Below are 26,710 nucleotides of genomic sequence, written 5' to 3'. Positions count from 1 at the left end.
GTGATGTCACCGGTTCGGGGGTTCCGGGGCGGCAGAGACGTTACACCGGGTGATGCTCTCCGTAATCACTGCAACACTTTCCGCAACACCCGCGTTGGGTGCTCTCAAGCTGGAGGAAGCGTGCGGAAGTTGGCGACGGTTGCGGTGGCTGCGGGGTTGTTCTTGGGTGGGGCGGGGGTTGCTGTGGCGGATTCCTGGCACCACCCCGCCGCCCTCACGACGACCGGCGCGTGGTTCTCGGACTGGTCCTACACCTGGGAGCCCAAGGGGCGGAACCACGGCGGCTTCCACTTCAAGGGTGACCTCATCGACAGGAAGCCCGAAGACGGACACAACGTGTACGTGCAGGCCAAGGTCGAGGGCTACAGCTGGAATCGCTTCAACGGAACTCAGAAGAAGACCGTCCATCTGGACAAGACCGTCTACGACGGAGCGGCCCAGTACACGAGTACTGCGGACATTCGCGTCTGTCGCGATCGAGGCTCCCTGCGGCCGGACAACTGCTCGTACCTCAAGTCGTACCAGCGCTAGCAGTCGACAGCCACTGCACCCGGGAGTCGCACCACTATGAACGCCATTCTCCGCGCCAAGGGCGTGGATCTCTTCTACGGGACGCACCAAGCAGTCAGCGGTGCGGACTTCTCGCTGAGGCGCGGGGAGGTGACGGCGATCATGGGGAGCAGCGGCTCCGGGAAGTCATCACTGCTGTACTGCCTGGCCGGGGTGCTCGCACCCACGCGCGGCACCGTGGCTTTCGACGGAGTCGCGTTGCCCTCGCTGAGCGACGAAGAGCTGAGCACCCTACGTCGGGAACGGTTCGGATTCGTCTTTCAGTACGGGGAGTTGTTGCCCGAGCTGACGGTCGAGGAGAACGCCGCACTTCCGCTGCGGCTCGCCGGTCAGCGCAAGGCGCCCGCGCATGCGGCCGCCGGGGAGGTCCTCGGGCGGCTCGGGATGACCGAGCTGCTGCAACGCAGGACCTCCCAGCTCTCCGGCGGACAGAGCCAGCGGGTCGCCGTTGCCCGGGCTCTGGTACACCGGCCGGACGTGGTGTTCGCCGATGAGCCGACCGGCGCGCTCGACAGCGTCAACGCCTCTACCGTGCTGGAGGAGTTCCTGCGGCTCGCACGGGACCAGGGCACGGCCGTGGTCATCGTCACCCACGACGCGACGGTGGCCGAGCACGCCGACAGCCGATACACGATGGCTGACGGGATCTTGAAATGAACCCATTCGTGCTCGGAACGCGGCTGCTGTGGCGTGGCGGACGCAGGAGCCGGGTCCGGTTCCTGTTGATGACCATCGGCTGCGCGCTCGGAATCGCCTGCCTGGCCGCCGTCCTCACCATCCCGGCGATCCTCGCAGCCCACGACAACCGGGCTGCCGCCCGTCATCCGCAGGTGGTGCTCGAAGCGGAACGCCCACCGGCGGCCGACGAAACCTTCGCCATGGCCCCCCTCGTGGACTCTTACGGATCCCAGCCGCTCCGCCGGGTCTTCGTCGCCCGCCCGTCTTCCGGTCCTTCCCCGGTCCCCCCTGGCGTGGATCGCCTTCCCGCCCCCGGCGAAGTGCTTGTCTCACCCCGGCTACGGGACGAACTAGCGCACCATGCCACCCTGGCAGGGCTGCTGCCCGGCCGGGTCGCCGGGACGATCGGGCCAGCGGGCCTGACGGGACCAGACGAGCTCTTCGCATACATCGGCAGCACCCGTGCCCAACTTCCTAAGGCGCGGACGGTGGACTACTTCGGGTCCAGATGGCCGCCATACACGGTGGTGGATTCATCCACCCTCGACATCCTTCGGTTCACGCTCGCCTGTGTCGTCCTGCTGCCTCTCGCCGTGTTCCTCTCCGTGTGCGCCCGGCTCTCCGCCGAGTCCCGCGCCCGCAGACTCGCGGCGCTGCGGCTCGTAGGCATGAGCGTCAAGGACACCCTGCGGGTCAACGCCGGCGAGACGGTGTCGGCCGCCTTCCTCGGGGCGCTGCTCGGCGTCGGCGGCTACCTCGTCGTCAACGAGATCACGGCGAGGATCGGCCTGCCCGGTCTCCACTGGTACCCCGCTGACGGCCGTCCAGAGGCCACCACGCTCGCTGTCTGCCTGATCCTCTGCCCCGCCCTTGCCTGGCTCGTCGGACGCCATAGCGCCCGCGCGGCCGCGCTCACGCCGCTCAACGTCCGGCGCACCGCCGAACCGAAGCCGCCCCGGATGTATGGGATGCTGCTCCTCCTCCCCGGGCTCGGCGTCATCGGCGGCTACTGCCTCCTCAGTGTCCTGGGGAAGGATCCCTCCGGCGGTTCTGCCAACACCCTTCTCATTCCCGCCGCCGTGCTGCTGACCGGGGCCGGGCTGGTCTTCGGTCTGCCACCTATGACGATGTGGCTCGCCCGCCGACTCGCCCGCACCACACGGTCACTCCCGATGGCGCTCGCGATGCGCCGTGCCGAAGTGGAACCGGGTGCCTCCCTGCGCGTGGTCACTGGACTCGTCCTCCTTGTCTTCGCCACCTCTCTGACCCAGGGTGTACTGGTCGAGCTCGACCAAGTCAGCCGGCGTACGGCGCCGGTGCAGGAGTACGACGTGGCACGCGAGGCGCTCACAGAGGAGCAGACCAAGAGGATGACCCAAGCCGAAGGCGTGCGAGCCTACGCGGTCACTCTTTCCTCCTGGACACCCCCGGACAGCACCAGCCGGCCTTCGCTCCACGCCGTGGTCGCCACGTGTGCCCAACTGAATGCCTTTGTCGAGTGGTCGAGTGATTGCGTCGACGGAAAGGTTCTCCGCCTTCGCGACGCAACGCTCTCGACGAACGTGCATGCGCGACCCGGCAGCAGCTTCCCGTTCCACCTCAAGAGCAGGGTGCTCACCGTCAGCGTCCCAAGCGAGCAGGTGAGTCTCAGCGTGTTCGATCCTTCCGCCTTCGGGGCGGATGTACTGATCCCGCCTGCCCTCATTCCCGCCCACGAGCTCCCGGCTGACTCCACGCTCGTTCTCCTCAGCGACGCGGATCCCGGTGCCATCCGCACCACACTCGACGCAATCGGCACCATCGCCCCCCTCGCCGAGGTCCGACCCGTCGGCGTCGTCATCACGTCCCTCCACCAGCTCACCGTCATCCGCAGCCTCCTCGCCGCCGGCATGGTCCTCGGGCTCGTGATCAGCGTCGCCGCGTTCGTCGTCTCCGTTGCCGACCGGGCCATGGAGCGGCGGGGGCAGGTTGCCGCGCTTGCGTTGCTCGGGGCCAAGGCTGCGACGTTGAGGGCGGCGCAGTGTGTGCAGGTCGTCGTGCCGCTCGCGGTCGGGCTCGGGGCGGCCGTTGTCACCGGGTGGCTGGCCGAGTCGAGTTATCTGATCACCGGGGGCGGGGCCGTGCACTGGGACTGGAGTGGGCTGCCGCTGTTGCTCGTCTGCTGTCTCGGAGTCCTGCTCGCCGCCGCGGCCGCCTCGCTGCCGCTCGTACGGCGTCATGTCGACCCGGAGCACATCCGGCGCGATTGACCAGACAGCGGCCTTCGGCGGAAGTCGCCCTCCGGTGCCGGGAGCCCGCCGACTCCGGAGGCAACCGCGGGCCCCGCTCACGCCGCCAGTGCGTGGTCCGTGCGGGCGGTGACCCGGCCCGTCAGGGCCAGGGTCGCCGCCGCGGCCAGGACGCCCGCCACCAGGGCCGTCCACCAGAGGAACGCCGGGCCCAGGCCCGTGTAGAGCGTGACGCCCAAGGTGAGCGCGCCGAAGCGGGCGACGCCCCAGGTCCAGCTGAAGGCGCCCTGGTAGCGGCCGCGGGCGTGGGCCGGGGCCAGGTTGGCGATGATCGACGCGGCGATGCCCGCGACCACCACCTCGCCCAGGGACCAGACGACCACCGACACCGTGAAGCCCACGACCCCGTCCGCGAGACCCGTCAGAGCCACGCCGACCGCGATCAGCACACTGCCCGCGCACTGGACCCTGAGCTGGGGCAGGCGGGCCAGCCGGGCCGTGACGAAGGGCTGGAGGGCGACGACCAGGATCGCGTTGACCGCCGCCATCGCCCCGTACACCGCCGGAGAGAGACCGCTGTCGTGGACGGCGAGCGGCAGGGCGACCTCGGTGAGGGAGTAGACGAAGAGCTCGAGTCCGAAGAGGGGCATGAGCACGAGGGCCAGCCGGTCCCGGAACACCACGCCGTAGCCGATGCCGTCCTTCTCGCCCCCGGCCGCCGCCTTCGCGCGCGGCGGCTCGCTCAGCCGCGTCGCCACGACCAGCGCGTAGATCAGCATCGTCCCCGCGTCCACCGCGAACAGCAGCCAGTAGCCCTGCGCCGCCAGGAAGCCGCCGAGCACGCCCGCCACCGCCGTACCGATGTTGACGCCCCAGCCGAACAGGGCGTACGCGCGCTGCCTGCGCTCCGCGTCGACGGCGTCGGCCATCAGCGCGTACGCGGCGGGACCGACCAGCGCGCCCGTCGAGCTGATCAGCAGCGCCGCGGCGGCCATCGTCCACACACCCGGCGCCACGAAGAGCGCGCCCTGCGCCGCGGCCGAGCCGACGAGCCCGATCAGCATGGTCGGGCGGCGGCCGACGCGGTCGGCGAGGACCCCGCCCACCGCCGGGCCGAGCAGATTGCCGGCGCCCAGGGCTCCGAGGACGTACGTCGTCTCGGCGCCCGTGACCTCATGCGCGGCGAGGAAGAAGACGAGGAAGGGCGTGACCATGAAGCCGAGCCGGTTGATGACGGTGCCGGCGAAGACGGTCCACACGGTGGGCGGGAGTCCGCGGAAGGAGGAGAGCATGCGAGGACCATGCGCCCGGGACACCGCGACCAGGTATTGATTAAGCTCAGACCGAATCCATCAACGGTCTACGGTGTGGGGGCGCGCGCATGGAATCCGGGCTCAACTTCTCGGCGGCGGACCTGGCGCAGACCCGCTTCGCGGTCTCCCCCATGTGGGAGGTCGTCACCAGCTTCCGGCTGCTCAGAGACGCCACCGACCCTCCGCTGCACCGGCGTTGGGCCGCACAGGTACGACCCCGGCTCGCGCAGGCGGGACTCGACAGCGGCTGGCTGGCCGAACTGATCCCCGGCCACGGCTATCTCGCCGACTTCCTCAATCCGACCCCCGCCACCCCCTTCCCCACCCTCGCCGCCGAGCTGGACGCCATCCGCGCCTCCACCCCGGAACAGGTGCGCCAGGACCTGGACATCCTCCGGACCAAGGACCCGGCCGACCACCGCCCATCGCCCCGGCTCAGACTGCTGCGCGAGGCCCCGGACGTGGCCCTGGAAAAGGTGACCGCCGAGATCGAGACCTACTGGGAACTCGCCCTCGCCCCCTACTGGGCCCGCATCCGCCAGCTCCTCGAAGCCGATGTCTTCCACCGCGCCCGACAGGTCGCCGAGCACGGCTCGGCGCGCGTCCTGAGCGAACTCCACGAGACCGTCCGGTGGGACGACGACACCCTGCACCTGGTCCGCCGCCACTGCGCCACGATGACCCGCGATCAGGTCGGTTCGGGGCTGCTGCTCGTCCCGTCGGCGTTCGCCTGGCCCCGCGTACTGACCCGCGCGGTGGCGCCGGATCCGCCCCAGCTCGCCTATCCCGCCCGGGGTGTCGGCAACCTCTGGGAGCCGCGCACGAACGCCGCGACCGACGCCGTCGCCGCCGTGCTCGGCCGCTCCCGCACCCTGCTCCTCACCGAGCTCGACACTCCGTCCTCCACCACCCAACTCGCCGCCCACTGCGGCCTGTCGGCCGCCGGCGTCTCCCAGCACCTCACGGCGCTGCGCAACGCGGGCCTCGTCACCGCGCACCGCAGCGGCCGCTCCGTCCTCTACGCCCGCACCTCGGTCGCGGACGCCCTGCTGACGCCGTCGGGGGAGCCCGTGTGAGTCGTAGCTGAGTCGTATGAGCCGTGTGAGGCGTACGGCCCGTACGGCTCATACGACTCGTGCGGCCTGTGCGTACCCCGTCGTGCTACGGGACCGGGTGCGGTTGCCCTCCGTACTTCCTGGCGTCCACGCGACCCGGGCTTGCGCTGGAGTGGACTCCAACTCCTAGAGTCACGCGCCGAGAAGGAGGTCTACATGCGCTATCGCGTACTCGGCGGGACCGGCATCGAAGTGAGCACGTACTGCCTCGGCGCCATGATGTTCGGCTTCGTCGGCAACCCGGATCACGACGACTCCGTACGGATCATCCACGCCGCCCTCGACCAGGGCATCAACTTCGTCGACACCGCCGACATGTACTCCGCCGGCGAGTCCGAGGAGATCGTCGGCAAGGCGCTGCGCGACCCCCGGCGCCGGGAGGAGACCGTCCTCGCCACCAAGGTCCACTTCCAGATGGGCGAGGGCCGCAACCGCAGCGGCAACTCGCGCCGTTGGATCACCCGCGCCGTGGAGGACAGCCTGCGGCGGCTCGGCACCGACTGGATCGACCTCTACCAGGTGCACCGGCCCGATCACCGCACGGACGTCGAGGAGACGCTCGCCGTCCTCGGCGACCTCCAGACCCAGGGCAAGATCAGGGCGTTCGGCTGCTCCACCTTCCCCGCCGAGGAGATCGCGGAGGCGCACCACGTCGCCGAGCGGCGCGGGCTGCGCCGTTTCTGGACCGAGCAGCCGCCGTACTCGATCCTCGCGCGTGGTGTGGAGCGGTCGGTCCTGCCGACGGCGCAGCGGTACGGGATGGGCGTGCTGACCTGGAGCCCGCTGGCGTCCGGGTTCCTCACCGGGAAGTACCGCAAAGGGCAGCCGATCGACCTGGCCAACGGGCGTGCCGCGCTCGCCCCGCACCGCTTCGATCCGACGCTCCCCGAGAACGCCGCCAAGCTGGACGTCGTCGAGGAACTCATCGCCCTGGCCGAGGAGATCGGCTGCTCGCTGCCCGAGCTGGCGATGGCGTTCGCGGCCGCGCACCCGGCGGTCACGTCCGTGATCATCGGACCGCGGACGATGGAGCAGCTGCAGGGCCTGCTGAAGGGTGCGTCCCTGACGCTGACGGACGAGGTCCTGGACCGCATCGACGCGATCGTGCCGCCGGGGAAGGATCTCTACCACCCTGACGCGTGGAGCCCGGCGGTCCTGACGGACGCGTCCTTGCGGCGCCGGCCGGTGGCGGACCGCGCGGCGGGCTGAGCGGGGTAGCACTGCGCGGGGGGGGCGCGGGAGCGGTGACAGCGCGTACGTGGAGATCGACGCGGGGCACGTCGTGTTCTTCGAGAAGGAGGACGAGTTCGTCAAGCAGGTGACGGACTTCCTGTCGGTGTGAGGCGCCATGCTTACCCGCATGGCTGCGAAGAAGCGTGTGATCACGGCGGACGAACGAAGGGCCCGGCTCGCCGTACGGCACCGGCTGGCCGGGGCGGCGCGGGCGGAGAGCGTGGAAGAGGTGGCGGGGTCGCTGGTGGCCCTGCACGCGACCGACCCGGCGAGCGTGTTCCTCACGGTGGGGGCGCGGCTGCGCGGGAAGGCGGGCGCCGAAGGGCCGGTACGTGAGCTGGAACGGGCCCTGTACGAGGACCGGACGCTGACCCGGATGCACGGGATGCGGCACACGATCTTCGTCTTCCCGACCGACCTCGTCCCCGCCGTGCACGCCTCCACCACGCGTGACGTCGCCACCCGCGAACGCGCCATGCTGCTCAGGGACCTGCGCAAGGGCAGCGCGTACGACGAGGAGTGGCTGGCGGAGACCGAACGCCTGCTGACCGAGGAACTGGCGGCGCGGGGCGAGGCCACCGGCGCCGAGCTCGGCACGGCCGTCCCGCGGCTGCGCGTGCAATACGTCTACGGGGTCGGCACGCGCCAGGAGGGAGACCAGCCGCTCTCCAGCCGGCTGCTGCGGGTCCTCGGCATGGAGGGCCGGATCGCCCGCGGCCGGCCACAGGGCACCTGGACCTCCAGCCGCTTCCGCTGGACGCTCACCCCGGAACGCCCCGACCCGAGCGACGCGGACGCCCACGCCGAACTCGTACGGCGGTGGCTGGCGACCTGCGGGCCGGCGACCGAGGCCGACCTGAAGTGGTGGACGGGGTGGAAGGTCACCGACGTCCGCAAGGCGCTGGCCGCGATCGGCGCGGAGGCGGTGGAGCTGACGGAGGGCACCGGCTACGTCCTGCCGGACGACACCGCTCCCGTACCGGATCCGGAACCGTGGGCGGCGCTGCTGCCCTCGCTGGACCCGACGGCGATGGGCTGGCAGCACCGCGACTGGTACACCGATCCGGCCCACAAGACGGTGCTGTACGACCGCAGCGGGAACATCGGCCCGACGGTGTGGTGGAACGGCCGGGTCGTCGGCATGTGGGCCCAGCGCCCGGACGGCGAGATCGTCCACCGCCTGCTCTCCGACGTGGGCGCGGAGGCCGGTTCGGCGATCGCTGCGGAGGCGGAACGGCTGGCGGGCTGGGTCGGCGACGTACGGGTGACACCGCGCTTTCGCGCGCCGCTGGAAAAGGAGCTGTCGGCCGGCGGGTGAGACGCCGTTCCCGCCCCCAACCCGGGGGCGTGGTTCGTGCGGGTGGAATACGAGAAGAATTCGGAACGGACTCCGCGAGGTGTCGAGAATCGACGCCCGGCTCCGACGTCCCCTGTGAAAGGCAACGGAGAAGCCACGAGCGAAGGAGGACGTCATGAAGTACCTCGTCATGGTGCAGGGCTCCCAGGTCGACTACGACGCCATGACCGGCAAGGGCTCCGAACAGAGCCCCGTCTGGAGCGAGCAGGACCTGAAGGCGATGTTCGAGCACATGGGGTCGATCAACAACGACCTCGCCGAGTCCGGAGAGCTCGTCGACGCCCAAGGGCTCGTCGAGCCGGGGCGGACCCGCTTCGTGAGCGTCGACAAGGACGGCCGGCCGGTGATCACCGACGGCCCGTACGGGGAGACGAAGGAGCTGCTCGCCGGGTACTGGGTGCTCGACTGCGCCGACCTGGACAGGGTCACCGAGATCGCGGCACGCGTGGCCCGGTGTCCGCAGCCGGCCGGGGCCCCGGAGTACCCGGTGGTGATCCGTCAGATCGACGAGCGCCCCGCGTCCGAGTTCCTCACCACCTGAACGTGCACGAGGAGGACGCCGTCGAGGACCTGCTGCGCCGGCACGCGCCGCAGGTCCTCGGCGCGCTCGTGCGCCGGTACGGACACTTCGACGCCGCCGAGGACGCGGTGCAGGAGGCCCTGCTGGCCGCCGCCCGGCAGTGGCCGGAGTCGGGAACGCCCGCCAATCCGCGCGGCTGGCTGATCCGGGTGGCCGCACGGCGGCTGACCGACCAGCTGCGGGCGGACGAGGCGCGGGCCCGGCGAGAGGCGACGGCCGCACGCCTGGAACTCCGCGAGACCCGGGCCGCCCCGTCCGACGACGACACGCTGACGCTCCTCTTCCTCTGCTGCGACCCGGCGCTCCCACCGGCCGCGCGGATCGCGCTGACGCTGCGCGCGGTCGGCGGCCTCACGACCGCGGAGATCGCCCGGGCCCATCTCGTACCGGAGGCGACGATCGCGCAGCGGATCAGCCGGGCGAAGGCGAAGCTCCGCGACCACCCGTTCCACCCTCCCGGCCAGGACGACCGGGACGCCCGGCTGGCCACCGTCCTCCAGGTCCTCTACCTGATCTTCAACGAGGGCTACACCGCCACCTCGGGCCCCACGCTCCACCGCGCAGACCTGGCGCGCGAGGCGATCCGGCTGACCCGGGCCGTACGCCGACTGCTGCCCCGCGAGGGCGCGGTGACCGGTCTGCTGGCCCTGATGCTCCTGACGGAGGCCCGCAGCGCGGCCCGCACCGGTCCGCACGGCGAGCTGATCCCCCTGGACGAACAGGACCGCACGCGCTGGGACGCCGCCGCGATCAGCGAGGGCACGGCCCTGGTCGAGGAGGCCCTCACGGAGGGCCCGCCCGGCCCGTACCAGCTCCAGGCGGCGATCGCGGCCCTCCACGACGAGGCGGCACGCCCCGAGGACACGGACTGGCCGCAGATCCTCGCCCTCTACGACCTGCTGGTCGCCCAGGCCCCCGACCCGATGGCGGAACTCAGCCGCGCGGTGGCGGTCGCGATGGTCCACGGCCCCGAGTCCGGCCTCACCGAACTCGCCGCCCTGGAACCCCGCCTGAAGCACCACCACCGCCTCGCAGCGGTCCGCGCCCACCTCCTCGAACGCACCGGAGCGACCGAAGCCGCCCGCACCGCCTACGAGGAAGCGGCCCGCCTCACCCTCAGCATCCCGGAACGCCACTACCTCCGGACGAGGGCGGCCCGGCTCGGTTCGTGAACGGGTCCGAGAACGGGTCGGTGAACGGCTCTGAGAACGGGTCGGTGAACGGCTCTGAGAACGGGTCGGTGAACGTCCGAGAGCGGGTCAGTGAACGTGCGGGCCGCCGGTCAGGCGGGGCTTGCCTCGGGGGACGAGGGCGGGGGCCGTCAGGGCCGTCGCCGTGGCGAGTGCGGTGCAGAGGGTGAAGGCGGCTGTGAAGCCGGTCGTCCCGTGCCCCTGGATGCTGGTGGCCGCGAGGGTGGAGACCAGGGCCACGCCGATCGAGCCGCCCACCTCGTGGAAGGTGTTGACGATGCCGGAGGCGAGGCCGGCTTCGTGGGGTTCGATCAGGCCCAGGGCCGTGGTGGTGGCCGTGACGAAGACGGCGCCGAGGCCGAGGGCGGCGAACGAGAGGGCCGGGAGGAGCGTCGCCCAGGCGTTGGTGCCGGGGGTGACGAGGGCCAGGGGGAGGCAGCCGAGGGCGGCGATCGTCATGCCGGCGGTCGCGCAGGTGCGCGGGCCCGCCGAGCCCACCAGGCGGGAACCGAGGTGGGCGCCGACGGCCGTGGTGACGGCGACCGGGAGGAAGACCAGGCCGGTGCGGAAGGCGCTGAAGCCGTGGAGTCGCTGCAGCTGGACCGAGCCTAGGAAGAAGAAGGCGATCAGCAGCGCGGTCGCGACGAGCATCAGGAACGAGCCCGCGAGGACCGGGCGCCTGCCGAACATCCGCAGGTCCATCAGCGGGGCGCGGCTCGCCCGTTCGACCGCGGCGAAGATCCCGTACAGGAGGAGTGAGCCGAGCAGGGGCAGGAGCGTGGCCGTGGACGTCCAGCCGGTGTCGCCCGCCTGGACCAGGCCGTAGATGAGGGAGCCGGTGGCGGCCGTGACCAGCAACGCGCCCGGGATGTCGAGGCGGGCGGGGGTGCGGACGGAGGCGGGCACGATCGCCGGGAGTGCGGCCAGCAGGGCGAGGCCGACGGGGACGTTGACGTAGAAGATCCAGGGCCAGCCCGGTCCGTCGGTCAGCGCGCCGCCGAGCAGGACGCCGACGGCGGAGCCGGTGCCGCCGATGGCGGCCCACACGCCGAGGGCCTTGGCCCGTTCGGCGCCGTGGAAGGAGGTCGTGACCAGCGCGAGGGCGGCCGGGGAGAGCAGCGCGGCGCCGACGCCCTGGGCGATACGGCCGCCGATCAGCATCGGGGCGTTCACGGCCAGGCCGGACAGCAGGGACGCGGCGGTGAACAGGGCGAGTCCGGCGAGGAGGGTGCGGCGGGCGCCGAGGGCGTCGGCGAGCCGGCCGCCGAGCAGCATGAGCCCGCCGAAGCAGAGGGTGTACGCGGTGACCACCCAGGTCAGTGAGGTGCGGGCGAGGTCCAGGTCGGCGGCCATCTTCGGCAGCGCGACGTTCACGACGGTGACGTCGAGGATCAGCATGAACTGGGCCACGCAGATCAGCGCGAGGGCCGTCCAGCGGCGCGGATGCGCCGTGGCGTGATCGTGGGCATGGGCGTGATCGTGAGCATGGGGATAGGCGTGGGCGTGGGTATGAGGCTCGGCGTGAGTCATATGTGAACTGTACTGTTCAGTTCAGTTGAACTCAACGGTACAGTTGTTTCGGTACGCTCGGCTCATGAGTGACCGCACCTCGAAGCCCGCCCCCTCCGGGCCACGCGCCGCCCGCAAGAGGGAGGCGATCGTGCACGCCGCCCGCGGTCTCTTCCTCCGCGAGGGCTTTGGGGTCGGCATGGACGCCATCGCCGCCGAGGCGGGCGTCTCGAAGGTGACCGTCTACAACCACTTCGGCAGCAAGGAAGCACTCTTCACCGCCGTCGTCGCCGGCGCGCTCGACGAGCCCCTGCGGACCGGCACCGACGACACGGGACCGGACCTCGCACGCCTCGCCGACTCCGACGACCTGCGCGCCGCGTTCGTCGCGGCCGCCCACGCCTGGGTCCGGGCCGTCCGCGCGAACGACGAGGTCCGCGCGCTGCGCGCCCTCGTCGCGGCCGAGCTCCACCGCTTCCCCGAACTGGGCCGCGCCTGGCGCGAACACGGCCCGGCCGGCCACCACCCCGCCGTCGCCGACGCCCTGCGCACGCTCGCGGACCGGGGCCGGCTGGAGATCCCGGACCTGGAGGTCGCGGTCATCCAGCTCTACTCGCTCCTGGTCTTCCCGCAGATGGTCTTCGACCAGTACGGCACGGAGCTGAGCGAGGACCTCACCGAGCGGCTCGTCCGCGACGGGGTGGACATGTTCCTTCGCCGGTACGCGCCGACGAAGTCCTAGCGCCCGCTCAGCCGCTCCAGCGTCGCGTCGAGGCCGATCCCGCCCACCACGCCCCGGTTGTACGGGAGCTTCCCGAGCACCACCGCCATGCCGCAGGTGTTCGTGAGCGCCGAGAAGACGAGCCCGCCGGCGACGCCCGCCGACAGCAGCTGCCAGGCCGGGTGCAGAAGCAGCCCCAGGGCCAGGCCGATCAGCACCAGCGAACCGGCGACGAGCCGCACCTGGCGTTCCATCGCCCACACCGGCTTCGCCGGCGCGCCCGCCGGACGGACCAGCTCATGACCGCGCGCCGCCCAGCCGCCGGTGCCGCCGGCCAGGTCCAGCGTGGTGACGCCGCGCGCGGAGAGCTGGGCGCGGGCTGCTGCGGACCGGCCCCCCGACTGGCAGACGATCAGCAACTCGCCCCGCCCGGCCGCCTCCTGGAGCGCGGGCACGGCCCGGCCGAGCTGGTCGAGCGGCACGTTCAGCGCACCGGGCAGGTGGCCCGAGGCGTACTCGGCCGGGGTGCGGACGTCGACGACCGTCAGCTCGTCGAGGCGGGCGCGGGCCTGGTCGGCGTCGAGGGAGTCGGGAGTGGAGGAAGGGTTCGCGGCGGGAGGGTTCATCGGCAGGTGTCTTCCTTGCTCGTCGACGGCCCCCCGCACGAGAAGCAACGTACCCCCCGTACGCCCGCCTCCCCGACCGCGCAACAAGAACGCAAAGAAAGACCGGGACCCCGCGTCGCACGGAGTCCCGGCCCTCGTCGAGCAGAGAACGGCAGAGCCGCCCAGGGGCGTCAGTCGACCGCGAGGCCCTTCAGGCGCTTGGCGATCTTCGTGAGCCGGGCGCCCTGGTAGCGCGCGGCCTGGAGCACGTTCTCCTCCGGGGCGCCGTTCGCCCCCGGGTGCGCCGTGCCGTAGGGGTTGCCGCCCGCCGCGTAGACCGCCGGGTCGGTGAAGCCGGGCGAGACGATGACCGAGCCCCAGTGGTGGAAGGTGTTGTAGAGCGCGAGCAGCGTCGACTCGTTGCCGCCGTGCAGGTTGTGGGCGCTGGTGAAGGCGGTCGCCGGCTTGTCGGCCATGACGCCCTGCTGCCACAGGCCGCCCGTCGTGTCGACGAACTGCTTCAGCTGCGCGGCGACGTTGCCGAACCGGGTGGGCGAGCCGAGCGCGTAGGCGTCGGCCCACTCCAGGTCGTCGAGCGTGGCGATCTCGACGTCGCCGGTGGCGTCCACATGGGCGCGCCAGGCCGGGTTCGAGTCGATGGCGGCGTCGGGGGCGAGTTCGGGCACGCGGCGCAGCCGGACCTCCGCGCCGGACTTCTCGGCACCCTCGGCGACGGCCTGGGCGAGCTCGTGCACGTTCCCCGTGGCCGAGTAGTAGATGACAGCAACCTTGACGGACATGACGAGCCCCTTAAGCGGATTCTGTTCCGGTTCAACGAGTCAGAGCCTAAGTGGATACGGATCCACTTCGCAAGGGGAACCCGCGAAGAACCGGATAGCGCTCCGTTATGCTCGGTGTCACGGGCGGACCGAGGGGGCTTGGGAACGAAGGGCAGGCGGACGAGATGAGCGCGAAGAAACCAGGATCGGGATCAGGCCCGGAAGAGCCGGTACCGAGCGCACGACCGGAAGAGCCGGTACCAGGCGCAGGACCGGAAGAGCCGGGACCTAGCGCACGCCCGCAGGTCGAGCCCGTACCGGGCGCAGGACGGGGACACGTACCCGGACCGGGCCCGAGGCAGGGCGCCTCCGCCGGCCTCCCCGGGATCACCCTCCTCCCCACCACCGGCCGCGCCGCCCCCGAGCGCGCCGACGCCGCCCGCAACCGGCGCAAGATCCTCGACGCGGCGGCCCGGATCGTCGCCGAGGTGGGGCCGGGCGCCGTCACCATGAACCAGGTCGCCCACGCCAGCGGCATCGGCGTCGGCACGGTCTACCGCCGCTTCGGCGATGTGGCCCAGCTCCTGTGGGCCCTCCTCGACGACCGGGAACGGCAGTTCCAGGAGGCGTACATGGGCGGCCCGCCCCCGCTCGGCCCCGGCGCCCCCGCCGACGAGCGGCTGCACGCCTTCCTCGAGGCCCTCGTCGACCGGGTCATCGAGCAGCGCGAACTCCTGCTCGCCGCCCAGGCCGCCGCCCCCAGCGCGCGCTACACGAGCGGCGCGTACCTCGCCATGCACACGCATGTCGCCCTGCTGCTCTCGCGGCTGCGGCCCGAGGCGAACGGCGCGCTCCTCGCCCATCTCCTGCTCGCACCGTTCTCGCCGAGCCTCATGCACCACCTGTCGGTCGAGCAGGAGCTCTCCGCCGACGAGCTCAAGGCGGGGCTCAACGCGCTGCTGAACCTCGGGCGATGAGCGCGGCGAGCCCGTCCAGTACGCGCGCGAGGCCGAAGGCGTAGGCGTGCCCGGCGTCGTACAGACCCTGGTACGCCACAGCTGACGCCTCCCCCACCCGCGTCGCCAGCGGGAAGCGGTCCGGGTCGAGCATCCGGTTCAGCAGCGGCTCGTGCGCGGCCCACCACTCGTGGTCGGACAGCACGCTCTCCCGCTCGACGGCCCGCGCGTCCAGCTCCGTCCGCGCCACTGTCTGTACGAAGCCGAGGACGTGCGTCAGCGCCGAGTCCATGGCCACGTCGTCGAGCCCCAGGCCCTCGAAGGCGCCGAGCTCGTGCTCGTACTTGGTCATCACCCCCGGCCCGAGCGGCGGCCGGTGGACCCGCAGCTCGGCCAGCCACGGGTGGTTCAGATACAGCGCGCGGTTGGCGTCGGCGACCGCCGTCACGCGCTCCCGCCACGGCTCGTCCGCCGCGAAGGCGGCCCGCGGCATCCGCAGGAAGACGGCGTCCAGCATCAGGTCGAGCAGCTCGGCCTTGCCCGGAACGTAGGTGTAGAGCGTCATCGGGGTGACGCCGAGCCGCAGGGCGACCGCGCGCATGGTGAGCGCGTCGAGCCCACCCTCGTCGGCCAGACCGGTCGCCGCTTCGACGACCGCGTCGACGGTCAGTCCCTGCCGGGGCCCGCGCCGGCTTCCCGGAACCTCCGAGCCGTCCCGCCACAGCAGCTCCAAGGTCCGCGCCGGATCGCCCGCGCCGCTGCTCCGCTCCTTCGCCATGCCACCCATTTTCGCAGGTCAGAACCTGGCCAGAACCAGGTCAGAACCAGGTTGGGACGAGGTCAGCACGGGGCCAGGACCTCGATCCCACTTACTTTGTACGCTGTATAGAGTACCGTGTACGGAGATTGGGACCACCATCGGAGGGCGCACACCATGACCACCCCCGCCGCAGCGGACAGCCACCACGTCATCCAGGTCCGCGGAGCCCGGGAGAACAACCTCAAGGACGTCTCCGTCGACCTCCCCAAGCGCCGCCTCACCGTCTTCACCGGCGTCTCTGGCTCCGGGAAGTCCTCGCTCGTCTTCGGCACCATCGCCGCCGAGTCGCAGCGCCTCATCAACGAGACCTACAGCGCCTTCCTCCAGTCCTTCATGCCGAGCCTCGGCCGGCCGGACGTGGACGGACTGCACAACCTCAGCGCCGCGATCGTCGTCGACCAGGAGCGGATGGGCGCCAACTCCCGCTCCACGGTGGGCACGGCGACCGACGCGTACACGATGCTGCGCATCGTCTTCAGCCGCCTCGGCACCCCGCACATCGGCACCTCCGGCGCCTTCAGCTTCAACCTGCCCGAGGGAATGTGCCCGCGCTGCGAGGGCGCCGGTCAGATCTCCGACGTCGACGTGGACGAGCTCGTCGACCGGACCAAGTCCCTGAACGAGGGCGCCATCACCGTGCCGGGCTACGCGGTCGACTCCTGGATGTGGCAGATCATGGCCCACTCCGGTTTCTACGACCCCGACACGAAGCTGCGGGACTTCACCGAGCAGGAGTGGCAGGACCTCCTCCACAGGCCGTCCTGCAAGGTGAAGGTCGGCAGCAACAACTTCACCTACGAAGGCCTGGTGGTGAAACTCCAGCGGACGGTCTTGTCCAAGGACCCCGACGCCATGCAGGCCCACATCCGGGCCTTCGTGGACCGGGCCGTCGTCTTCCGCACCTGCCCCAAGTGCGAGGGCACCCGCCTCACCCGGGCCGCGCTGTCCTCCCGTATCGACGGGGTCAACATCGCCGAGTGCTCGGCGATGCAGATCAGCGACCTGGCGGAGTTCGTCCGCCGGATCGAGGACCCGTCCGTCGCCCCGCTCCTCGCGAATCTGCGCGAGCTCCTCGACTCACTCGTGGAGATCGGCCTCGGCTACCTGAGCCTGGACCGGGCCTCCGGCACGCTCTCCGGCGGCGAGGCACAGCGCGTGAAGATGGTGCGCCACCTGGGCTCCTCGCTCACCGACGTCACCTACGTCTTCGACGAGCCCACCACCGGACTGCACCCGCACGACATCCAGCGCATGAACGACCTGCTGCTGCGGCTGCGCGACAAGGGCAACACCGTGCTGGTCGTGGAGCACAAGCCGGAGGTCATCGAGATCGCCGACCATGTGGTGGACCTGGGCCCGCGGGCGGGCTCGGCGGGCGGCGAGATCTGCTACTCCGGCGACGTACCCGGCCTGCGCACCTCCGGGACGCTGACCGGCGACCACCTCGCGCACCGGGCGAAGCTGCGCCCCGAGGTACGGCCCCGGACCGGCTCGCTCTCCATCGAGGGGGCGACCCAGCACAACCTCCGGAACGTGAGTGTGGAGATCCCCACGGGCGTCCTGACGGTCGTCACGGGCGTGGCCGGCTCCGGCAAGTCCTCCCTCATCCACGGGAACCTGCCGGGCCGGGAGGGTGTAGTCGTCGCCGACCAGTCCCCGATCCGCGGCTCGCGCCGCTCGAACCCGGCGACGTACACGGGACTGCTGAACCCGATCCGTACCGCCTTCGCCAAGGCCAACGGGGTCAAGGCAGCGCTCTTCAGCGCCAATTCGGAGGGCGCGTGCCCGAAGTGCAACGGGCTCGGGCTCGTCTACACCGACCTGGCGATGATGGCGGGCGTCGCCTCGGTCTGCGAGGAGTGCGAGGGCCGGCGCTTCACCAGTGAGGTGCTCTCCTACACCCTCGACGGGAAGAACATCCACGAGGTGCTGTCGATGTCGATCGAGGAGGCGTACGAGTTCTTCACGGCGAAGGGCCAGGCGCGGACGATCCTCGGCCGCCTGAACGACGTCGGCCTCGGCTACCTCCGCCTCGGCCAGCCCCTCAACACCCTCTCCGGCGGCGAGCGCCAGCGCCTGAAGCTGGCGATCCACATGGCCGAGAAGGGCGCGGTCTACGTCCTCGACGAGCCGACCACGGGCCTCCACCTGGCGGACGTCGACCAGCTCCTGGCGCTCCTGGACCGGCTCGTGGAGGCGGGCAACACGGTGGTGGTGATCGAGCACCACCAGGCGGTCATGGCCCACGCGGACTGGCTGATCGACCTGGGGCCGGGCGCGGGCCACGACGGCGGCCGGATCGTCTTCGAGGGCACCCCGTCCGAACTGGTCGAGAAGGCCGACACCCTGACGGCACGTCACCTCAAGGCGTACGTCGGCGCCTGAGGCCCCACCGGGCCCGGCCACCTCCGGCCGGGCCCGAAAGGGCACGGGCCCCGCATGACACGTGCCTGAAGGAGCCCGCCCCGCGCGACGCGTGCCCGGAAGGCGCGTGCCCCGCATGACACGTGCCCGGAGGCGCGTGCCCCGCGCGACCATCACGCTGCCCGGAGGAACGTGCCCCGTATGGCACCTGCCCGGAGGCGCGTACCCCGCGCAACCCGTCCCGCCTGCCTGGAAGGCGCGTGCCCACGCGCGGCCCGTCCCGCGTGCCCGGAAGCCCCGCGCCCCGCGTGGCCCGTCACGCGTCCACGGGCTGGAATCACCTGGACCCGTCCCGGCCCCCCGTCGCACCATCACCCCCATGGCGACCTTCCTCCTCCTCCACGGCTTCCAGAACCATCGCCCGCCCGGCCACTGGCACCACTGGCTCGCCGGCCGCCTCGCCGAGCGCGGCCACGAGGTCCGCTACCCCCAGCTCCCCGAGCCGGACGCGCCGGTCCTGGAGGACTGGCTGGCCGCGCTGCGCGTGCAGCTCGACCCCCCGCGCAGCGGCGAGTTCGTCGTCGTCGCACACAGCCTGTCCGTCCTCCTCTGGCTGCACGCGGCGGCCCGCACCCCGGACGGCCTCCCCGTCGACCGGGTCCTGCTCGTCGCCCCGCCCTCCCCCGCCGTGACGGCCTCCATCCCGGAGATCGCCGCCTTCGCCGAGGGCCTCGACCTCGCCGCCGTACGGCTCAAGGCCCCGGCCCGGCTCGTGTACGCGGCCGGGGACCCGTACTGCCCCGAGGGCGCCGACGTGCACTACGGCACCCCGCTCGGCCTCGACACGGACGTCGTCCCGGGCGGCGCCCACCTCACCCCGGACTCCGGGTACGGGGAGTGGCCGTCTGTCCTCCAGTGGTGCGAGGACCCGGAGACGAGGCTGCGGGCGCGGTAGCCGCCTCGCCCTACCGCGCCCACCTGCCCTCCGGTCGGCCCTCACCACCGTGGTCGGCGGTGCGGCCGGCGGGGCGCCTTCCAGGCCGGAGCGGACAACAGCCCCCGCACCCTCCGCGAGAACGCCTGGTACTACGTCCGGCCCCTCTCCCGCTCCGCGCGCGGCTGACCGTATCGGGTGACCGGCCGTGCGGTGCCCCGGCGTGGGCGAGATCATCGATTCATGACCATCGAGATCCACCTCGCCCAGCAGCCCGAGGCCGACGAGTTGCTCGGCCGCTCCCCGCTCGCCGCGCTCGTCGGCATGCTGCTCGATCAGCAGGTGCCCATGGAGTGGGCGTTCTCCGGGCCGTACACGATCGCCCAGCGGCTCGGCGCGGACGACCTCGACGCGGGGCAGATCGCCGCGTACGACCCCGAGGCCTTCGGTGCGCTGCTGTCCGACAAGCCCGCCGTGCATCGCTATCCGGGATCGATGGCCAAGCGGATCCAGCAGCTGTGCCAGTTCCTCGTCGACGAGTACGGCGGTGACGCCGAGGCCGTCTGGGCGGACGCGGAGACCGGGAAGGAGCTGCTGGCCCGACTGAAGGCGCTGCCCGGTTTCGGCGTGCAGAAGGCGCAGATCTTCCTCGCGCTGCTCGGCAAGCAGTACGGCGTGCGCCCCCAGGGCTGGCGGGAGGCGGCGGGAGCGTACGGCGAGACCGGTTCGTACCGTTCGGCCGCCGACATCACCGGGCCGGAGTCGCTGGCGAAGGTCCGCGCCTTCAAGCAGGAGGCGAAGCGCGCCGCAAAAGAGACCAAATCGTCCGGTAATTGAGCGGCCCGGATGTCAATCCTGCTAAATGTGACATGAATTGTCGCAGGACTGTTCACAGGAAGCCCCCGAGATCGCTAACTTCCCCTCAACCTCGTTCGCATCGGGAAGGACCTCTGTGAACGCATCCTCTCGCAGAGCCGCGGCCACCCTGGCCGCAGCCGCACTCGCGACCCCGCTCCTGCTGGCCGCCGCTTCCCCCGCCACCGCCACTCCGGACCCCGGGGCCAAGCCCGCCCGGGACGCCGCGCAGCTGGCGAAGAAGCTGGTCCGCGAGACGTCCGGCAAGGACGCCTACAAGCACCTGCAGAAGTTCCAGGCGATTGCCGACTCGGCCGGCGGTCACCGCGCGGCCGGCTCGCTCGGGCACGACGCCTCCGCGGCGTACGTGTACCAGCAGCTCAAGAAGGCCGGATACAACGTCTCGTACCAGAAGTTCGACTTCATCTACACCGAGACGCTGGCCCAGAAGGCCGCCGTCATATCCCCGGCGCCCCGCGACATCGCGATCGCCGCGATGACGTACACCAAGTCGACGCCGGTCGGCGGCATCAAGGCCGACCTGGCCGCCGTCCCGGTCGACGCCGATGGCACCACCGGCTGTGAGCCGGGCGACTTCGCGTCCTCGACCTTCACCGGCAAGATCGCCCTGATCAAGCGCGGCGGCTGCACCTTCGCCGTGAAGCAGGAGAACGCCGCCGCGGCGGGCGCCGCGGGCGCGATGATCTACAACAACACCGACGGCGCGCTCTCCGGCACGCTCGGCGACCCGGCGGCCGGCAAGATCCCGACCGGTGGCATCACCAAGGCCGAGGGCGAGAAGCTCGCCGGCGACCTCGCCGCGGGCCCGGTGAACATCTCCTTCGAGATCCGTCAGCTCTCGGAGAAGCGCTCCACCAACAACGTCATCGCGGAGACGAAGGGCGGCAACGCCGCCAACACCGTGATGCTCGGCGCGCACCTCGACTCCGTGACCGCCGGCCCCGGAATCAACGACAACGGCTCCGGCTCCGCCGGTCTGCTCCAGGCCGCCCTGGAACTGGCCGAGTCGAAGTCGAAGGTCCGCAACAAGGTCCGCTTCGCCTGGTGGTCGGCCGAGGAGAACGGCCTGCTCGGCTCCGAGCACTACGTCGCGAACATGAGCGAGCTGGACAAGAAGGAAGTCAAGCTCTACCTCAACTTCGACATGATCGCCTCGCCGAACTACGGCCTGTTCGTGTACGACGGCGACAACTCGGACAACGTCGGCGCGGGCCCCGGCCCGGAGGGCTCCGCCCAGCTCGAGCGCGACATCAACGAGTTCATGGACAAGCGCGGCCTCCCGCACGAGGGCACCGACTTCACGGGGCGCTCGGACTACGGCCCGTTCATCGAGATCGGCATCCCCTCGGGCGGTACGTTCACGGGCGCCGAGGGCATCAAGACGGCGGCGCAGGCGGCCAAGTTCGGTGGAACGGCGGGTGTCGCGTACGACGTGAACTACCACGCGGCCGGTGACAACCTGTCGAACATCAACATGACGGCCTTCGACGCCAACATCGACATCATCGCCAACGCCGTGGGCACCTACGCCCACGACATCAGCTCCCTGAAGAAGCCGGTCGTCTCCACCCCGACGGACGGCGACGCCGGCAGCGGCGGCGGCCTCCACGACGGCCACGACCACGAGGTCACGGAGTAACACCGTTCGGACCCCGGCCCTCCAGGGGGCCGGGGCCCTAAGGGGCTGCGCGCGAAGCTGCCGCAGCGCAGGGGTCCGGGGCGCAGCCCCGTCCCGTCGTCCTCCGGCGCGAAGCTGCCGCAGGGCGGGGGTTCGGGGGCGCAGCCCCCGGTCTCGTCAGAGTTTCGGGAAGGGGCGGGGGGGAAATCCCCCACCCCGCCCCTTCCCCTACCTCCTCCGGCGCGCCGTGCCGAAGAGCGACCGGGAGATCTCCCGCCCCAGCTGCGTGCCGATCGACCGCGCCAGGGAGGTGAAGATCCCGCTCCCCACCACCTGCTCGGCGAGCGACTCGTCCTTCTTGGGAGCCGTACGGCCCCCCTTCGCGGCCTCCGCCTTCTCCGCCTCAGCCTTCTCCGCCGCCCCCACCGCCGCCGCCTCCGCGGCCCGCTGCTCCGCCGTCAGCTTCTCGTACGCCGACTCCCGGTCCACCGCCTCCGCGTACCGCCCGTACAGCGGCGACCCCTTCACCGCCGCCTCCAGCGCCCCCGCCTCGATCGGGCCCATCAGCGACTCCGGCGCCCGCAGCCGCGTCGCCGCCACCGGCGTCGGCGCGCCCGACTCGCTCAGCACGGTCACCACCGCCTCGCCCGTCCCGAGGCCCGTCAGGACCTCCTCCAGGTCGTAGGCCGAGTTCGGGAACGTCCGTACCGTCGCCTTCAGCGCCTTCGCGTCGTCCGGCGTGAACGCCCGCAGCGCGTGCTGCACCCGGTTGCCCAACTGCGCCAGCACGTCCGACGGCACGTCCTTCGGCGTCTGGGTCACGAAGAACACCCCGACCCCCTTCGAGCGGATCAGCCGCACCGTCTGCGTGATCGACTCCAGGAACGCCTTCGACGCCCCCTTGAACAGCAGATGCGCCTCGTCGAAGAAGAACACCAGCTTCGGCTTCTCCAGGTCCCCCACCTCCGGCAGATCCCCGTACAGATCCGCCAGCATCCACATCAGGAACGTCGAGAAGAGCTGCGGCTTGTCCTGCACGGCCGGCAGCTCCAGTACGGACACCACCCCGCGCCCGTCCGGCGCCGTCCGCAGGAACTCGCCCGTGTCGAACTCCGGCTCCCCGAAGAACCCGCCCGCGCCCTGCTGCTCGAACGCGGTGATCGCCCGCAGGATCACCCCGGCCGTCACCGTGGACAGCCCGCCGATCCCCTTCAGCTCCGGCTTACCGGTGTCCGAGACCAGGAAGGCCACCACCGCCCGCAGATCCTTCAGATCCACCAGCTCCAGGCCCTTGGAGTCCGCGTAGTGGAAGATCAGGCCGAGCGACTGCTCCTGCGTCTGGTTGAGCTGGAGCACCTTCGACAGCAGCACGGGACCGAAGCTGGTGACCGTCGCCCGCACCGGGATTCCCGCGCCGATGCCCCCGAGCCCGTAGAACTCGCAGGGGAAGCCCTTCGCCGCCCACTCCTGCCCCACCTCCCCGGCCCGTCCGCGGACCTTCTCCCCCTCCACGCCCGGCGCCGAGATCCCGGAGACGTCTCCCTTGATGTCGGCGAGGAAGACGGGCACCCCGTTCGCCGACAGCTGCTCGGCGATGAGCTGGAGCGTCTTCGTCTTGCCGGTGCCGGTCGCGCCGGCGACGAGGCCGTGGCGGTTGAGCATCGGGAGCGGGATACGGATCTGCGCGTCCGGGTGACACGTCCCGTCCCACAGCAGCGCCCCCAGATCGAGCGCGGCCCCGGTGAAGGCGTATCCCGCCGAGATCTCGGCGGCCGGAGACTGTTCGCTCACGCTCATCGGAGGACCCCATATCCGGGTTTGTGGCGTTTTGCCCCAGCATCCCACTGCGTTCGCGTGGCTGCGCCGGGAGCCGCTTGCCCGGTAGGCTTTCCGTGTGATCTTCAAGCGCATCGGAAACGGCCGGCCGTATCCCGACCACGGCCGGGAAAGCACCCGGCAGTGGGCGGACGTCGCCCCGCGCCCGGTCCGCCTCGATCAGCTGGTCACCACCAAGGGCCAGCTGGACCTGGAGACGCTGCTCGCCGAGGACTCCACCTTCTACGGCGACCTCTTCGCGCACGTCGTGAAGTGGCGGGGCGACCTCTACCTCGAGGACGGGCTGCACCGCGCGGTGCGCGCGGCGCTCCAGCAGCGGCAGGTGCTGCACGCCCGCGTCCTGGAGATGGACTGACGATCCGCCGGTCGGCCCCACAGGACCGACCCCTTTCGGGGACTCTTCCCCCATCCGGACGCGATCACATGATCATCCAGTAGGCAACCTCGACCAGCGGCATTACGCTGCGTCCATGAGCATGCTCACACCCCCCGGAATGGGCGGAAAGTACCGCATCACGGGGGACAAGTACCCTCGCATGCGCCGCCCTCGGCACCGGCGCAGGATCGTCCTCGCGGCCGGGGCCGCCGTGGTCGCGCTCGGCGCGGCCGGCTGGGGGACGCTGCAGCTCGTCGACGTGTTCTCGGGCGGCGACGACGACACGAGGACGACGGCCGGTCACCGCACCGACTGCAAGCCCGCCGCCAGGACGACGACGGCACCCGTCGCCGCGCTGCCCAAGCCCGCGCAGATCACGGTGAACGTCTACAACGCGACCCCGCGCAGCGGCCTCGCGAAGTCGACCGCCGACGAGCTCAAGAAGCGCGGCTTCGTCATCGGCAAGATCGGGAACGCCCCCGCCGCGTACGACAAGAAGGTCCCAGGGGCCGGGATACTGCTCGGCGCTCCCAAGGCCACCCAGGGCGCTTTCACCGTCCTGGGCACCCAGCTGAAGGGCGCCACGACCAAGACGGACACGCGCGCCACGGCGGACGTGGACCTGATCATCGGGACCGCGTTCAAGAACCTGGACCCGAAAGCGACGGCGGACGCGGCCCTGGTCGCTCTCAACAAGCCCAAGCCCGCGCCCACCGGTAAGTGCTGAAGCCGTACTAGTCGGCGGTGCCGTACATGCGGTCGCCCGCGTCACCGAGGCCCGGCACGATGTAGCCGTTCTCGTTGAGTCGCTCGTCGACCGAAGCCGTCACGACGGTCACCGGCGTGCCCGCCAGCTCGCGCTCCATGACCTCGACGCCCTCCGGGGCGGCGAGCAGCACGACCGCGGTCACATCGTCCGCGCCGCGCTTGATCAGCTCCTGGATCGCCGCGACGAGCGTGCCGCCGGTCGCCAGCATCGGGTCCAGGACGTACACCTGGCGGCCCGAGAGGTCCTCCGGCATCCGCGTCGCGTAGGTCGACGCCTCCAGCGTCTCCTCGTTGCGGATCATGCCGAGGAAACCGACCTCGGCGGTCGGCAGGAGCCGCACCATGCCGTCGAGCATGCCCAGGCCGGCGCGGAGGATCGGGACCACCAGCGGCCGCGGGTACGACAGCTTCACGCCGGTCGTCGGCGTCACGGGGGTCTCGATGTCGACCTGCTCGGTGCGCACGTCCCTGGTGGCCTCGTAGGCGAGCAGGGTGACCAGCTCGTCGGCCAGCCGGCGGAAGGTCGGGGAATCGGTGCGCTTGTCGCGCAGCGTGGTGAGCTTGTGGGCGACCAGCGGGTGATCGACGACGTGGAGACGCATGGGTCCAACAGTAGCCCGCACTGGCTTCAACCCACGCCGTGGAGGGAAGGTGGTGGCACAGGACCCGTCCGTGGGGTGGTGTGGCCCATGCCCGACCCGCAAGACCCGGCCGACGCACAGGGCGGCGAGACGCCGCCGGAGACCGACGCGGAGCGCCGCAGGCGCCGCGCCCAGTTCCTGCGCGAGCTGCACGAGGCGAAGGCGCTGCGCGAGCGCGTCCAGCCCCGGCGCGCGCGGGCGGCCAGGATGCGCCAAGCCATGCGGATGCGGACCTTCCGCTGGTGACGGCCGCGGCGCCCGCCCACCGCGCGTGCGCCGTCTGTGCGCCGGGGCCGTGCGCCGGTGCCACGCGCTGTTCGGGCGTCCACCCGTTCGCCGTCTCGATCAGACTGATGCACGACGCAAGAGCCGAAGACCTCTCCTGAAGCCGCTGTTTCTGCCACGATGCCGATTGGGCGGGGCACCAGGAGCGCACCGCCGGATCGTCACACCTCTGATCAGTGGGAGAGTCACGGTGTACTTCGCCGCACTGCTCGCGCGCACCGAAGACGGGTGGGAAGCGAGCGACACAGAGCTCGACGATGTGGAGACCCTGTCGGATCTGACCGAACTGGCCCGCGAGGCCGCGGTCGACGACGACACGGTGATCGTCTTCATCGAGGAGGAGGACGCCTGGTTCGGGCTCCTCCGGATCGAGGGCGAGGACGACCCTCGCATCTACGTGTCGGACGGGGCGGCCGCCGCCCGCTCCTCGTACGGGGAGATCCTCACCAAGGAACTGCTCGGCGACGACCAGGACGGCGACGCCGACGACCTGGACGCGCTCGACCTCGACGGTACGGAGGACGGCGAGCCTCTCGACCGTGAGGACGACGACGAGGACACGGGCCCGGCCGCCGACGCCGTGCCGGCCGCGCCGGTCGGCGACCGGCTGATCCTCGCGGATCTCGGCCTGTCCGAGAAGAGACTGCTGGCGCTGGAGAGCGACGTGCTGGCGGAGATCGCGGACGCGCTGGGCGCCGCGGAGGTGCTGGAGACCGTTCGCTAGTGACAGAGGCAGTACCCGACCCCGTATCCACCCCCGACTCCGGCCCCGACCCCGTATCCACCCCCGACCCCGACCCCGGTCCGGGACACGGCCCCGGGCCCGGTCCCGTACCGGATCGGACGCCCGATCCCGTACGGGACCCCTGGCGGGAGACCATGCGGCTCGCTCTCGCCCAGGCCGAACAGGCCGTGCCGACCGGTGACGTACCGGTCGGCGCGGTCGTGCTGGCCCCGGACGGCACGGTCCTCGCCGTCGGGCACAACGAGCGCGAGGCAACCGGCGACCCGACCGCCCACGCCGAGATCCTGGCCCTGCGCCGGGCCGCGGCGAAGACCGGCGAGTGGCGGCTGACCGGCTGCACGCTCGTCGTGACCCTGGAGCCCTGCGTGATGTGCGCGGGGGCGCTCGTGCAGTCCAGGGTCGACCGGGTGGTGTTCGGCGCGCTCGACGAGAAGGCGGGCGCGGCCGGTTCGCTCTGGGACCTCGTACGGGACCGGCGGCTCAACCACCGTCCCGAGGTGATCCACGGCGTTCTCGGCGAGGAGTGCTCGGCGCAGCTCACGGCCTTCTTCCGCACCCGCTGACCTGCACGGCGATATGGATTTCATCGCTGGGGCCTCTTTGGGCTAAGCTC

General features: G+C 71.3%; 26 protein-coding genes. 19 read left to right on the top strand and 7 right to left on the bottom strand.

All coding sequences use genetic code 11. The features are described from left to right. The first annotated feature begins 183 nt into the window (after positions 1-183). From ABZ939_RS06200 to ABZ939_RS06190, 3 genes are read left to right on the top strand one after another with little or no spacing between them, the layout of a single operon-like run. Complete coding sequence (locus ABZ939_RS06200; protein ID WP_361849829.1) at positions 184-531, top strand: hypothetical protein; 348 nt, start codon at positions 184-186, stop codon at positions 529-531. Between the two features lie 36 nt (positions 532-567). Continuing rightward, entirely contained in the window at positions 568-1,227 is a 660-nt protein-coding gene (locus ABZ939_RS06195) for an ABC transporter ATP-binding protein (RefSeq protein WP_361849827.1), read from the top strand. Then, entirely contained in the window at positions 1,224-3,497 is a 2,274-nt protein-coding gene (locus tag ABZ939_RS06190; RefSeq protein ID WP_361849825.1) for an FtsX-like permease family protein, read from the top strand. The genes ABZ939_RS06195 and ABZ939_RS06190 overlap by 4 nt, the downstream gene beginning before the upstream one ends. 77 nt (positions 3,498-3,574) lie before the next feature. On the opposite strand, the gene ABZ939_RS06185 is transcribed toward ABZ939_RS06190, so the two are convergent. Then, positions 3,575-4,768 carry an MFS transporter gene (locus tag ABZ939_RS06185; RefSeq protein WP_361849823.1) on the bottom strand — a complete coding sequence of 398 codons (1,194 nt, stop codon included), beginning with the start codon at positions 4,766-4,768 and terminating at the stop codon, positions 3,575-3,577. Between the two features lie 89 nt (positions 4,769-4,857). Here ABZ939_RS06185 and ABZ939_RS06180 point away from each other — a divergent pair, with 89 nt between their 5' ends. The 5 genes from ABZ939_RS06180 (at position 4,858) to ABZ939_RS06160 (ending at position 10,246) form a co-directional block, all read left to right on the top strand. Continuing rightward, positions 4,858-5,865, top strand: coding sequence for a DUF5937 family protein (locus ABZ939_RS06180; RefSeq protein WP_361849821.1), 1,008 nt, complete (start codon positions 4,858-4,860; stop codon positions 5,863-5,865). 195 nt (positions 5,866-6,060) lie between these two features. Then, complete coding sequence (locus ABZ939_RS06175; RefSeq protein ID WP_361849819.1) at positions 6,061-7,113, top strand: aldo/keto reductase; 1,053 nt, start codon at positions 6,061-6,063, stop codon at positions 7,111-7,113. A 151-nt stretch (positions 7,114-7,264) separates the two neighbouring features. Further along, positions 7,265-8,455 (top strand): winged helix DNA-binding domain-containing protein, encoded by a 1,191-nt coding sequence (locus tag ABZ939_RS06170; protein ID WP_361849817.1) that lies wholly within the window; start codon positions 7,265-7,267, stop codon positions 8,453-8,455. Positions 8,456-8,609: 154 nt separating this feature from the next. Further along, the gene (locus tag ABZ939_RS06165) at positions 8,610-9,035 is read left to right on the top strand and encodes a YciI family protein (RefSeq protein WP_361849815.1); all 426 of its coding nucleotides are present in this window, start codon (positions 8,610-8,612) and stop codon (positions 9,033-9,035) included. 2 nt (positions 9,036-9,037) lie between these two features. Continuing rightward, positions 9,038-10,246, top strand: a complete 1,209-nt coding sequence (locus ABZ939_RS06160; protein ID WP_361849813.1) for a sigma-70 family RNA polymerase sigma factor — start codon at positions 9,038-9,040, stop codon at positions 10,244-10,246. 87 nt (positions 10,247-10,333) lie between these two features. Here ABZ939_RS06160 and ABZ939_RS06155 read toward each other — a convergent pair whose 3' ends face one another. Beyond that, on the bottom strand, positions 10,334-11,794 hold the full coding sequence (locus tag ABZ939_RS06155) for an MFS transporter (RefSeq protein ID WP_361849811.1): 1,461 nt from the start codon (positions 11,792-11,794) through the stop codon (positions 10,334-10,336). A 64-nt stretch (positions 11,795-11,858) separates the two neighbouring features. On the opposite strand from ABZ939_RS06155, the gene ABZ939_RS06150 reads away from it, so the two are divergent. Beyond that, on the top strand, positions 11,859-12,515 hold the full coding sequence (locus ABZ939_RS06150; protein ID WP_361849809.1) for a TetR/AcrR family transcriptional regulator: 657 nt from the start codon (positions 11,859-11,861) through the stop codon (positions 12,513-12,515). Here the strand turns inward: ABZ939_RS06150 and ABZ939_RS06145 are convergent. Both ABZ939_RS06145 and wrbA read right to left on the bottom strand, forming a co-directional pair. Then, the gene (locus ABZ939_RS06145) at positions 12,512-13,120 is read right to left on the bottom strand and encodes a rhodanese-like domain-containing protein (protein ID WP_361849807.1); all 609 of its coding nucleotides are present in this window, start codon (positions 13,118-13,120) and stop codon (positions 12,512-12,514) included. The two genes, ABZ939_RS06150 and ABZ939_RS06145, sit on opposite strands and share 4 nt — an antisense overlap. Positions 13,121-13,290: 170 nt before the next feature. Further along, on the bottom strand, positions 13,291-13,899 hold the full coding sequence (gene wrbA / locus ABZ939_RS06140) for an NAD(P)H:quinone oxidoreductase (RefSeq protein WP_361849805.1): 609 nt from the start codon (positions 13,897-13,899) through the stop codon (positions 13,291-13,293). Between the two features lie 164 nt (positions 13,900-14,063). Between wrbA and ABZ939_RS06135 the strand changes: the two genes are divergently transcribed. Next, positions 14,064-14,855, top strand: coding sequence for a TetR family transcriptional regulator (locus ABZ939_RS06135; RefSeq protein WP_361849803.1), 792 nt, complete (start codon positions 14,064-14,066; stop codon positions 14,853-14,855). Here the strand turns inward: ABZ939_RS06135 and ABZ939_RS06130 are convergent. Continuing rightward, positions 14,827-15,612 (bottom strand): TetR/AcrR family transcriptional regulator, encoded by a 786-nt coding sequence (locus tag ABZ939_RS06130; RefSeq protein ID WP_361849801.1) that lies wholly within the window; start codon positions 15,610-15,612, stop codon positions 14,827-14,829. The genes ABZ939_RS06135 and ABZ939_RS06130 overlap by 29 nt on opposite strands. Before the next feature lie 156 nt (positions 15,613-15,768). Between ABZ939_RS06130 and ABZ939_RS06125 the strand changes: the two genes are divergently transcribed. From ABZ939_RS06125 to ABZ939_RS06110, 4 genes are all read left to right on the top strand, one after another. Beyond that, positions 15,769-18,039 carry an excinuclease ABC subunit UvrA gene (locus ABZ939_RS06125; protein ID WP_361849799.1) on the top strand — a complete coding sequence of 757 codons (2,271 nt, stop codon included), beginning with the start codon at positions 15,769-15,771 and terminating at the stop codon, positions 18,037-18,039. Between the two features lie 358 nt (positions 18,040-18,397). Beyond that, a complete protein-coding gene (locus ABZ939_RS06120; protein ID WP_361849797.1) occupies positions 18,398-18,973 on the top strand; it encodes an alpha/beta hydrolase in 576 nt (191 codons plus the stop codon). A 222-nt stretch (positions 18,974-19,195) separates the two neighbouring features. Next, positions 19,196-19,789: an HhH-GPD-type base excision DNA repair protein gene (locus ABZ939_RS06115; RefSeq protein WP_361849796.1), complete on the top strand. Its 594-nt coding sequence runs from the start codon at positions 19,196-19,198 to the stop codon at positions 19,787-19,789. Positions 19,790-19,904: 115 nt separating this feature from the next. Then, a complete protein-coding gene (locus ABZ939_RS06110) occupies positions 19,905-21,467 on the top strand; it encodes a M28 family metallopeptidase (protein ID WP_361849794.1) in 1,563 nt (520 codons plus the stop codon). 207 nt (positions 21,468-21,674) lie between these two features. On the opposite strand, the gene ABZ939_RS06105 is transcribed toward ABZ939_RS06110, so the two are convergent. After that, positions 21,675-23,243 (bottom strand): helicase HerA-like domain-containing protein, encoded by a 1,569-nt coding sequence (locus ABZ939_RS06105; RefSeq protein WP_361849792.1) that lies wholly within the window; start codon positions 23,241-23,243, stop codon positions 21,675-21,677. Between the two features lie 97 nt (positions 23,244-23,340). On the opposite strand from ABZ939_RS06105, the gene ABZ939_RS06100 reads away from it, so the two are divergent. Together ABZ939_RS06100 and ABZ939_RS06095 are read left to right on the top strand one after the other, a co-directional pair. Next, complete coding sequence (locus ABZ939_RS06100; RefSeq protein ID WP_009067182.1) at positions 23,341-23,637, top strand: type II toxin-antitoxin system VapB family antitoxin; 297 nt, start codon at positions 23,341-23,343, stop codon at positions 23,635-23,637. A 115-nt stretch (positions 23,638-23,752) separates the two neighbouring features. After that, positions 23,753-24,385 (top strand): LytR C-terminal domain-containing protein, encoded by a 633-nt coding sequence (locus ABZ939_RS06095; protein ID WP_361849790.1) that lies wholly within the window; start codon positions 23,753-23,755, stop codon positions 24,383-24,385. A gap of 7 nt (positions 24,386-24,392) precedes the next feature. Here ABZ939_RS06095 and upp read toward each other — a convergent pair whose 3' ends face one another. After that, entirely contained in the window at positions 24,393-25,028 is a 636-nt protein-coding gene (gene upp, locus ABZ939_RS06090) for a uracil phosphoribosyltransferase (protein WP_361849788.1), read from the bottom strand. A gap of 87 nt (positions 25,029-25,115) precedes the next feature. On the opposite strand from upp, the gene ABZ939_RS06085 reads away from it, so the two are divergent. The 3 genes from ABZ939_RS06085 to tadA all read left to right on the top strand — a co-directional run bounded on the left by ABZ939_RS06085 (position 25,116) and on the right by tadA (position 26,660). Next, entirely contained in the window at positions 25,116-25,313 is a 198-nt protein-coding gene (locus ABZ939_RS06085; protein ID WP_361849786.1) for a hypothetical protein, read from the top strand. 229 nt (positions 25,314-25,542) lie between these two features. Further along, positions 25,543-26,076, top strand: coding sequence for a hypothetical protein (locus ABZ939_RS06080; protein WP_361849784.1), 534 nt, complete (start codon positions 25,543-25,545; stop codon positions 26,074-26,076). Positions 26,077-26,231: 155 nt separating this feature from the next. Beyond that, positions 26,232-26,660, top strand: a complete 429-nt coding sequence (gene tadA / locus ABZ939_RS06075; RefSeq protein WP_361849993.1) for a tRNA adenosine(34) deaminase TadA — start codon at positions 26,232-26,234, stop codon at positions 26,658-26,660. Positions 26,661-26,710: the final 50 nt, after the last annotated feature.

The organism is Streptomyces sp. NPDC046712, assembly GCF_040645695.1.
Lineage (GTDB): Bacteria > Actinomycetota > Actinomycetes > Streptomycetales > Streptomycetaceae > Streptomyces.
The sequence above is the reverse complement of the archived record's forward strand: the minus strand, read 5'-3'. Positions and strand labels throughout refer to the sequence as shown.

Bases quoted from the DNA above. Each gene is read 5' to 3' on its own strand.
- ABZ939_RS06155 (WP_361849811.1), bottom strand. From the start codon at position 11,794: ATGACTCACGCCGAGCCTCATACCCACGCCCACGCCTATCCCCATGCT.
- ABZ939_RS06120 (WP_361849797.1), top strand. From the start codon at position 18,398: ATGGCGACCTTCCTCCTCCTCCACGGCTTCCAGAACCATCGCCCGCCC.
- ABZ939_RS06145 (WP_361849807.1), bottom strand. From the start codon at position 13,120: ATGAACCCTCCCGCCGCGAACCCTTCCTCCACTCCCGACTCCCTCGAC.
- ABZ939_RS06125 (WP_361849799.1), top strand. From the start codon at position 15,769: ATGACCACCCCCGCCGCAGCGGACAGCCACCACGTCATCCAGGTCCGC.
- ABZ939_RS06150 (WP_361849809.1), top strand. From the start codon at position 11,859: ATGAGTGACCGCACCTCGAAGCCCGCCCCCTCCGGGCCACGCGCCGCC.
- ABZ939_RS06180 (WP_361849821.1), top strand. From the start codon at position 4,858: ATGGAATCCGGGCTCAACTTCTCGGCGGCGGACCTGGCGCAGACCCGC.
- tadA (WP_361849993.1), top strand. From the start codon at position 26,232: ATGCGGCTCGCTCTCGCCCAGGCCGAACAGGCCGTGCCGACCGGTGAC.
- upp (WP_361849788.1), bottom strand. From the start codon at position 25,028: ATGCGTCTCCACGTCGTCGATCACCCGCTGGTCGCCCACAAGCTCACC.
- ABZ939_RS06130 (WP_361849801.1), bottom strand. From the start codon at position 15,612: ATGGCGAAGGAGCGGAGCAGCGGCGCGGGCGATCCGGCGCGGACCTTG.
- ABZ939_RS06185 (WP_361849823.1), bottom strand. From the start codon at position 4,768: ATGCTCTCCTCCTTCCGCGGACTCCCGCCCACCGTGTGGACCGTCTTC.
- ABZ939_RS06085 (WP_361849786.1), top strand. From the start codon at position 25,116: ATGCCCGACCCGCAAGACCCGGCCGACGCACAGGGCGGCGAGACGCCG.
- wrbA (WP_361849805.1), bottom strand. From the start codon at position 13,899: ATGTCCGTCAAGGTTGCTGTCATCTACTACTCGGCCACGGGGAACGTG.
- ABZ939_RS06175 (WP_361849819.1), top strand. From the start codon at position 6,061: ATGCGCTATCGCGTACTCGGCGGGACCGGCATCGAAGTGAGCACGTAC.
- ABZ939_RS06165 (WP_361849815.1), top strand. From the start codon at position 8,610: ATGAAGTACCTCGTCATGGTGCAGGGCTCCCAGGTCGACTACGACGCC.
- ABZ939_RS06095 (WP_361849790.1), top strand. From the start codon at position 23,753: ATGAGCATGCTCACACCCCCCGGAATGGGCGGAAAGTACCGCATCACG.
- ABZ939_RS06195 (WP_361849827.1), top strand. From the start codon at position 568: ATGAACGCCATTCTCCGCGCCAAGGGCGTGGATCTCTTCTACGGGACG.
- ABZ939_RS06135 (WP_361849803.1), top strand. From the start codon at position 14,064: ATGAGCGCGAAGAAACCAGGATCGGGATCAGGCCCGGAAGAGCCGGTA.
- ABZ939_RS06115 (WP_361849796.1), top strand. From the start codon at position 19,196: ATGACCATCGAGATCCACCTCGCCCAGCAGCCCGAGGCCGACGAGTTG.
- ABZ939_RS06170 (WP_361849817.1), top strand. From the start codon at position 7,265: ATGGCTGCGAAGAAGCGTGTGATCACGGCGGACGAACGAAGGGCCCGG.
- ABZ939_RS06190 (WP_361849825.1), top strand. From the start codon at position 1,224: ATGAACCCATTCGTGCTCGGAACGCGGCTGCTGTGGCGTGGCGGACGC.
- ABZ939_RS06105 (WP_361849792.1), bottom strand. From the start codon at position 23,243: ATGAGCGTGAGCGAACAGTCTCCGGCCGCCGAGATCTCGGCGGGATAC.